The organism is Kitasatospora sp. NPDC050463 (assembly GCF_040655255.1).
Taxonomy (GTDB): domain Bacteria; phylum Actinomycetota; class Actinomycetes; order Streptomycetales; family Streptomycetaceae; genus Kitasatospora.
In genome coordinates this window covers 1-7,754 of sequence record NZ_JBFAJO010000158.1, presented here as the reverse complement: position 1 = coordinate 7,754, position 7,754 = coordinate 1, and the positions used below count along the sequence as shown (strand labels likewise).

Here is a 7,754-nt window from a genome sequence, read left to right as displayed (position 1 = left end):
CCTGCGCGTACCTCATGCCCCAGGGCTACCGGATCCACAGCCCCACCGTCAGGCGAACAGCCCCGACATCACCCAATCAAGTTCAGTACGGCCGCCCCACCGAAGCCATCGCCGCTTTCCCCTCCACCGCCGAGCAGCGCGCGGCGTACGAGCAGCTCGAACGCGCATGGAAGCCGGCCGAGCCCCACGACCTCGCTGAGGCACTCGCCCAGATCGAGTGGGACGAGGAGTACGAGGACTAGGGCCAATACCAGTGACTTAATTATCCCAGGCTCTGGGGACCTTGGTCGGAGGGTTGGTCGGGGCGGTCCTGTAGTGGGGTGCGATGGTGACCGCTTCGGCCGGGGTGCGGGTGGGCTGGGGCCAGTGCCGGTGGTCGGATCGTTTGACGACGCGGGGGTTGGAGCGTCGGCGGCGGGCTGGCAGCAGGTGGCGGGCTATCTCCCGCAGGCCGTCGGCGAGGGCGGCGGCCAGGTGCTCAGGGGGAAAAGGCCGCCTGCGCGGTCACCTGGCGGCGCAGGAGGCGGAGGGAGCGGGTGAAGGAGAGCCGGTCCGGGTCGATGCCGGCCTGGTCTGCGCTGTCGTGCATGAGCGTGCGGATGGCGTGGTGGACGAGCAGGTGGCCCCAGACCTCCTGTTCGACGCCCTCGGGCGAGCGGGAGCGCAGGACCCGGGCGGGGCCGCGCTGGTGGGTCTTCAGTTCGTTCAGCGTGGTTTCGAGCTCCCAGCGTTCGTTGTAGAGGGCTGCCAACTCTGTTGCGGGTGCGGCCCTGTGATCGAGGATGCTGGTGATCAGCCGGTACGGGGCCGGGTGCTGCGGGCGGGGGTCATCCAGGGTGTACTCGATGACCCGCACGACGGTCGGGTCGGTGCGCTTGCGGTGGTCACGGGCGGCGACGATGTCGGACAGGTAGGACCCGTCGGGGAGTTCCCGCCGCACGGGCAGCACGGCGCTGGACCTGATCCGCCACAGCAGGTCCGCGCCGCCGGCCGAGGCGGCCCGCCACTGCTCCAGACCGGCGAAGCCCCGGTCGGCCATCAGCAGGTCACCTGGGCCAAGGGCCTCGAACAGCTCCCGGGCCAGGACGGTCTCCGCGGTGGTGAACGGCCCCAGGGCCGCATGGGTGATCGCGTGCGTGCCGCACTCGGCCAGCGCGACCACCCGCACCTGCGGGAACGCCGACCGCTCACGCCGGTGGGTCTTCGGCCGTCCGAACCGCGCGTCATTCTCCTCGCTGTCCGGCACGTCGAACGTCGTTCCGTCGACTGCCAGCAGACGCCAACGCCCGTACCAAGCGCCAGGGGTGGAGTCGGTCGCTACAGGCCCCGCGACCTGCTCGAACAGCGCCTTGAGCGGCTCCGGTCCGAGCTTGACCCGGGCCCGGGAGATCGCCGCGGTGGTGGGCACCTGCCACGACCCGGACCAACGCCTAGCCCAGGCCAGCCCCTCGGTCAGCAGCCTCGCAACCTCCTCGTACCCGTGCCCGGAGAACAGGCACATCGCGAGGACGAAGTACACCACCACCCTTGGCGGCAGCAGCCGTTGACGCTGACCGGCCTTCCCGGACTCCTCCACGATCCGGTCCACCAGCTCCGGCGGAAACGTGCGAGTCAGCAAACCGATCGCGATCCGGTCCGACAGTCGCTCGTCCGTCGCCGGCTTGACCTGCCCAGGGCGTGGCATCCAGGCACCTCCTGGGCAGGCAGCCTACCAGCAGAAATCCTTAAGTCACTGGTATTGGGCCGAGGGGGCGAGCTTCGCGGCCTCAGCACCGCACATCGCCTGCCCGTACAGGGTCGCAAGGGCGCCGTCGATGGGGTGGGGCTGCGGCCGCCCGGAGGCGTCCGGCTTGTTCCACCTCTGGAGGTTGACCGCGACGGACATCTGACGCTTGCCGTCGCCCCGGGTCAGGGAGATCGTCCCGGCTCCCCAGACCGTGCCGTCGTGGCCCCAGAACGTGCCGCAGTCCGTGGCGATCTCGTGGAGGCCGAGGCCGTACCGGATCATCGATCCGTCCAGGGCGCGGACCGGGACCGTGCGCTGCATCTCCGCGAGCGACTCCCCGCTGACGATCCGGCCGGCCAGCAGCTCGGCGTAGAAGCGGTTGAGGTCCGCCATGGTCGACACGAGCGAGGCGCCCGTCCCCGTCCAGGACATGTTGTAGACGCTGTAGTCGCGCGGCGGGTCGATGAGGCCGTAGAAGGCTTCGTACATCCGCGCGTGCGGTCCCTGGATGCGCGTCCCGGTCGGGAAGACGGTGTTCCGGAGGCCGGCGCGCTCGATGACGTTCCGGGTGATGTACTCCTCCGCCGGGGTGCCGGTCACCTCTTCCAGAAGCTCACCGAGGATCAGCCAGTTGCTGTTCGAGTACACCCCCGGAAGGGCGCCGGGCTCGCCGGCGGGGGGCGCCGCGAGGCCCATCGCGATCAGCTCCTCCGGGCGGAACTCCCTGAACCGGTTGTCGTCGAGGCTCTCGGTCGTGACGTCCGGCAGGGAGGGGAAGGCCCCGAGCGAGGGGAACGCGTAGGGGATGTAGTCGGGGATGCCGCTGGTGTTGTTCAGGAGCATCCGGACCGTGATCCTCATGCCGCGCTCCCCCGGCACCAGTTGCGGCAGATAGTCGCCGATCGGCGCGTCGAGCCGGATCCGGCCCTGCTCGACCTGCTGCATGACGGCGGCGGCGGTGAAGGTCTTGGTGATGCTGCCGACGCGCTGCCGCATGTCCGCGCCGACGGGACGGCCGGTCCGGAGGTCGGCAACCCCTGAGGCGCCCCGCCAGGTCAGACCGGTGTCGCGCACCTCGGCGAACACCCCCGGGACACCCGCGCGGTGGACACCGTCCAGGGCGGACCGCAGCGCCGCGCGGTCGAGGCCGTTCGACGGCGCGGGAACCGCCGCCACCGTGCCCGTACAAGCGACGAGTGCCGCCACTGTCGCGCACAACACCGTTCGGAGCTTCATGCCAATCGTCCTTCGCTGTCGATGAGATGAGACGAGAAGATAATGAGAGATGGGCGAGAGGGGTGAGACGCGTGGTCAGCCGGCCAGGGCTCGGCGCAGGACCGCGCCGAGTTCCGCGTTCTGCCGCTGCGAGACCTCGGCGGAGAGGATCGCCTGCGATCCGTGGAAGGTGCCGGGCCACTGGTGGAGTTCGACCGACACGCCCGCCTGCATCAGGCGCAGCGCGTACGCGACGCCCTCGTCGCGGTTCGGGCAGAACTCCGCGGTGGCGATGTAGGCCGGCGGCAGGCCGGCCAGGTCGGAGGCCCGGGCCGGGGCGGCGTACGGGGTGGCGGGCCGGTCGCCCAGGTAGTGCCGCCACGCTGCGGCGCGCGCGCCGCTGTTGAACCAGGGCGTGTCGGTGAAGTTCCGCGCCGACCACGTATTCTGACGGTCGTCCAGGCCCGGCTGGTTGAGCAGCTGGAACCGGATCGCGGGGCCCTGCTCGTCCCGCGCCCTCAGGGCCGCCGCGGCCGCGAGGTTCGCCCCGGCGCTGTGCCCGCCGATCGCGATCCGCGCCGGGTCGGCGCCGAGTGCGTCCGCGTGCCCGGCCACCCAGGCCAGTACGGCGTAGGCGTCGTCCAGGGCCGCCGGGAACGGGTCCTCGGGCGCCAGGCGGTACCCCACCGAGACGACCACCGCCCCGGAGAGGCCGGCGACCCGGGCGGCCCAGGGATGTTCGGTGTCGAGGTCGCCGAAGACTCCGCCGCCGCCGTGCAGCCAGACGATCGCGCCCCGCGCCGCGCGCGGGCGGTAGACCCGTACCGGCACGCCCGGTCCCGCGGGCCGGGTCACCGTGTGGTCCTCGACCCCCATGCCGGAGGTGTCCGGCGCCGGCGCGGCGGCGGCCCGGGCGGCGAATTCCTTGCGCCCGGCGACCGGGTCGCTCATGTCCATGAGGGGCAGGAAGGGGATGAACGCTTCGAGTTCGGGATCCATGACGCCATCCTCACGGCCGCCGCCCGGGGCGGTCATCCGCCGTCCGTCGCGCATCCCGCCCCGAAATCGCGTCGTTCGGCGCACCCGACTCCTTCTATCCTTCCGGTATGGAAGCACTGGCCGTACGGCTGTCGGGACTTGATCCGTACGTCGACGGGGCGATCCGCATCATCGCGTTCTACGACACGCTGATGCGGCGGCGCGTGGATCTGGCGGCGCTAGCCCGGGCTTCGGCGGGCCTGGCCGAGTGCACGGCGGGGATCGGACTCCACGCCACGGGCCGGGTGATCCGCCACGCGCCCGACGGCAGACCGGCGTCGGGCGGCCCACCGCCGTCCGCGTCCTCCACGACGCCGATCACGCTCGACGAGGAGGAGATCGGCACGGTCTGGCTGGAACGCCCCGGCCCCCCGAGCCCCCTCGACGACGTGCTCCTGGACCGGCTGGCCATCGCCGCCGCCGGGGTCGTCGAGCGGCACGGTCCGGCGCGCACCACCATGGCCGACCCCGCGCTCGTCGAACTGGTCATCAGCTCCGACAGCGACGAGGCGGCCCGGGCCCGGGCGCTACGCCTCCTGGGCTTCGCCGCCGACGTGCCGGTCCACGTCGTCGCCGTACGGACGCGGCTCCCGCTCGACCGGGTCGGCGGCCTGATCTGCCCGGCCCGCCCGGTGAAGGCGGCGCCGCTGGCCGACGTGGGCGTCGTCTTGGCCACGGCCCTGGAGCCGGCCCGGTTCCCGGCGGACGTACGGGCGGGCATCGGCGCCGCCGGAAGCCCCGACCGGTCCTGGCGGCAGGCCCGCACCGCCCTCCGCTTCACGACCCCGCGCGAACCCGTCATCCGCTACCGGGATCTGGGCGCGCTGGCCCTCCTGGCCGACGTCCCCCAGGACACCGCGCGGGAGAACACCGACGTGGCCGCCGTCGCCCGGCTCGCCGCCGATCCGGAGGACCTGGAGACACTGGACACCTACTGCGCCACCGGCTCACTGCGCCGGGCCGCAGGCCTCCTCCACCTGCACCACAGCAGCATCGCCCGCCGCCTCGAACAGATCTCGAAGACCCTCGGCATCGACGTCACCGACCCCACAGGCCTGACCCGCGCGAGGCTCGCCCTCACCGCTTGGCGGCTGCTGGACGCCTAGCTAGCCTCCGCGTTTCGGTTGGGGCTGGCTGAGCTGGGTTGATCTTTCGGGCGGTCGTGATGCGGCTGCTGTGGAAGAACTGGTATGCCGGGGGCCCGACGCGCGGGTCGGGTACTCCTGAGGGTCCTCGGGTGGGTGGGCATGGACGGTTTGGTTGGATCAGGTGGCCGGGCGGGGCGGTGTCACGAGGCGGCTGAACGCGGCGGTCAGCTCGTGGCGTCAGGGCCAGCCGGCAGCGATCTGCAGACGTAGGCGACGGGCTCCGTGGGTGATCCGGGTGGCGGCGTGGAGAGGTCGGTAGCGGGGTTTCTTGGGCTCGGCGGTGGCCAACTCGCCGTCCAGTAGCAGGGTTCGGGTCCAGGTGGGCAGGTCGATGGCGGTCGGGGACAGTTCCAGTCAGGCCGCGTTGATGGCGAAGTGGCGGGAGGGGAAGCGGCCGAAGCCGGTGGTCTTGCCGCAGCGGATGTGGTCCTCGACCCTGGCGTGGGCCCGGTGGCGGACCTCCAAGGGCAAGGCGCGCCCGGTCTCGGCGGCCTGCAGCCAGGCGACCTCACGGGCGGTGGCCCTCGCTGCCCGCAGCGCGTTCAGGACGGCCGTGTCGATGCCGGCCAGCACCCGCCAGGCGGTCGGGGTGGAGGCGACGGGGCCGAACACGTCGCGCTGGTCGCGCAGCACGGCCAGGTCCCGGATCGCCTCGCCACCGTCGGCGAGCATCACCGCCAGATCCACCGCGACACGGCCGGGATCGTGCCCGGTCCCGCGCGGCCGCAGCCGGCGCAGGGCGTCGGAGAAGGCGCTGGTCAGCGTCGTGGCGTCGGCCAGATCCGCGAGCAGACGCGAGCCGGCGTGGTTGACCACCCCGTGCCCGTCGGCGCTGACGACGAGCTTGGGGCGTGAGCGGGTAGGGGGTGCACGCAGAAAGTGCCTTCCTGCTGGTACGGCGGAGACCTTAGACAAGCCTCATCGTCCCAGTTCAGAACAATGCCAGTGAGTTAGGGCGTTTCTGCAGGTAGGGGCGAGTGCCGTGGCCGATTTGGGCGGATAGCTCCCTGCCGGCATGGGAAAGTTGACCACTATCTGATGGTCCACCAGATGATCTCGGGACACGGCAACGGAGCCCCCGGTAAGACAGAAGATCGACCAAGATCCGACTGTCCGCAAGGGAGCTCCGTTGGGTGCTCAGTGTGCCATCCTCCGAACCGGGTCGGCGACGACAGCGGCGGGTACGGCTTCCGCGCGAGGCCCTCGCAGTCCAGTGGGAACGCGGTTCGGGGACAGGATCCGGCTCGGCGTGCTGACCGAGGAAATCACCCCCGAAGTGGTCGATGAAGTACTGGAGTTGACAGAACGCGTCGAGCGCCGCCGCAGGCTGCTGCCGGCCCGCGCGGTGGTGTACTTCGTCTTGGCGCTGTGCCTGTTCAGCAGCTCGGACAGCGCGGGTCCGCCGGGATACCGATCGGTGTTGCGCACGCTGACCGAGAACCCGCAGATCAGGCTGATGGCGCTGACCGAATGCGGCACCCACGGCCTGGTCGACGGCGCCTTCGACGGGGTGGCGCGGGCCAGTGAGCATGCACTCGCCCGCCAGCTCGTCGCCAGCCTTCGGCCGGACATGCTCCTGCTGGCCGACCGCGGCTTCACCGGCTACGAACTGTGGGGCCATGCCCGTGCGACGGGCGCCCACCTGGCTTGGCGGATCAAGGGCAACCAGGTATTCGTGCCTCTGCGGGTCCTGTCCGACGGCTCGTTCATCTCGGTCATGCCGACTCCGAAGGAGACCGTCAGGCACGGCCAGGCACGGGCTGCCGGCCGCACCCTGGCCCAGCCGCCCGAGGGCCACACCGTGAGAATCATCCAGTACACCGTGACCGTCCACCTGAAGGCAGGCCCGCCCCGCAGAGAGACGTTCCGGCTGGTCACCAGCCTGCTGGACCACACGCGGGCCCCGGCCCGACACCTGGCGGCGATCTATCACCAGAGGTGGGAGATCGAGAACGGGTACGCCGAACTCAAGAACCGCCTACGCGGAGCCGGGTTCGTCCTGCGCTCGAAGTCTCCCGAGCTGGCATGCCAGGAGGTCTACGCACTCCTGACCGTCTACCAGGCGCTGTGCGCACTGGAGTTGCACGCCGCACAGCGCGGCGACATCGACCCCGACCGGATCTCCTTCACCGTGACCGTGCAGCTCGCCCGGCTGAAGGTCGCCAGCCAAGCGGCCGCAGACGCCATCACGCTGGTGGCAGCGCGCAGCGAGGTCGTCCGCGAGCTCTTGGACGGCCTCCTCCCAGCCCGACGCGACCGACAGTGCGACCGAGTCAAGAAGCCACCCAAGAACACCTTCGAAACCAAGAAACGAGACCAGCCACGCACTCCCGGTCACATCCAGTACACCCTCAAAGTGGCCTGGCACCCGCCCCTACCTGCAGAAACGCCCTAACTCACTGGCATTGCAGCTCAGAAGGCACTTTCGCGTTCCCTCTCACGATCCGGTCCCAGCCCGAGGTGAAACGCGCAGGCTAGGGCCAATACCAGTGACTTAAGGATTTCTGCTGGTAGGCTGCCTGCCCAGGAGGGGCCTGGATGCCACGCCCTGGGCAGGTCAAGCCGGCGACGGACGAGCGACTGTCGGACCGGATCGCGATCGGTTTGCTGACTCGCACGTTTCCGCC

Annotated in this window: 6 protein-coding genes and 1 pseudogene; 3 read left to right on the top strand and 4 right to left on the bottom strand. The window is 70.8% G+C overall.

All coding sequences use genetic code 11. The features are described from left to right. Positions 1 to 242 (top strand): hypothetical protein (locus AB0J08_RS40590; RefSeq protein ID WP_360644896.1); only part of this gene is annotated, 242 nt, incomplete at its 5' end. Positions 243 to 478: 236 nt separating this feature from the next. Here AB0J08_RS40590 and AB0J08_RS40585 read toward each other — a convergent pair. The 3 genes from AB0J08_RS40585 to AB0J08_RS40575 form a co-directional block, all read right to left on the bottom strand. Beyond that, on the bottom strand, positions 479 to 1,684 hold the full coding sequence (locus AB0J08_RS40585; protein WP_360644893.1) for an IS4 family transposase: 1,206 nt from the start codon (positions 1,682 to 1,684) through the stop codon (positions 479 to 481). A gap of 45 nt (positions 1,685 to 1,729) precedes the next feature. Continuing rightward, entirely contained in the window at positions 1,730 to 2,962 is a 1,233-nt protein-coding gene (locus AB0J08_RS40580) for a serine hydrolase domain-containing protein (protein WP_360644890.1), read from the bottom strand. Positions 2,963 to 3,037: 75 nt separating this feature from the next. Continuing rightward, positions 3,038 to 3,940: an alpha/beta hydrolase gene (locus AB0J08_RS40575; protein WP_360644887.1), complete on the bottom strand. Its 903-nt coding sequence runs from the start codon at positions 3,938 to 3,940 to the stop codon at positions 3,038 to 3,040. A gap of 107 nt (positions 3,941 to 4,047) precedes the next feature. Between AB0J08_RS40575 and AB0J08_RS40570 the strand changes: the two genes are divergently transcribed. Beyond that, positions 4,048 to 5,085: a helix-turn-helix domain-containing protein gene (locus tag AB0J08_RS40570; protein ID WP_360644884.1), complete on the top strand. Its 1,038-nt coding sequence runs from the start codon at positions 4,048 to 4,050 to the stop codon at positions 5,083 to 5,085. Between the two features lie 219 nt (positions 5,086 to 5,304). On the opposite strand, the pseudogene AB0J08_RS40565 reads toward AB0J08_RS40570, so the two are convergent. Further along, positions 5,305 to 6,003: pseudogene (locus tag AB0J08_RS40565) on the bottom strand (transposase). Positions 6,004 to 6,376: 373 nt separating this feature from the next. Here AB0J08_RS40565 and AB0J08_RS40560 point away from each other — a divergent pair. After that, entirely contained in the window at positions 6,377 to 7,522 is a 1,146-nt protein-coding gene (locus tag AB0J08_RS40560; protein ID WP_360644881.1) for an IS4 family transposase, read from the top strand. Positions 7,523 to 7,754: the final 232 nt, after the last annotated feature.

Coding starts and splice junctions, on each gene's coding strand:
- AB0J08_RS40585 (WP_360644893.1), bottom strand. CDS start 1,684: ATGCCACGCCCTGGGCAGGTCAAGCCGGCGACGGACGAGCGACTGTCG.
- AB0J08_RS40580 (WP_360644890.1), bottom strand. CDS start 2,962: ATGAAGCTCCGAACGGTGTTGTGCGCGACAGTGGCGGCACTCGTCGCT.
- AB0J08_RS40575 (WP_360644887.1), bottom strand. CDS start 3,940: ATGGATCCCGAACTCGAAGCGTTCATCCCCTTCCTGCCCCTCATGGAC.
- AB0J08_RS40570 (WP_360644884.1), top strand. CDS start 4,048: ATGGAAGCACTGGCCGTACGGCTGTCGGGACTTGATCCGTACGTCGAC.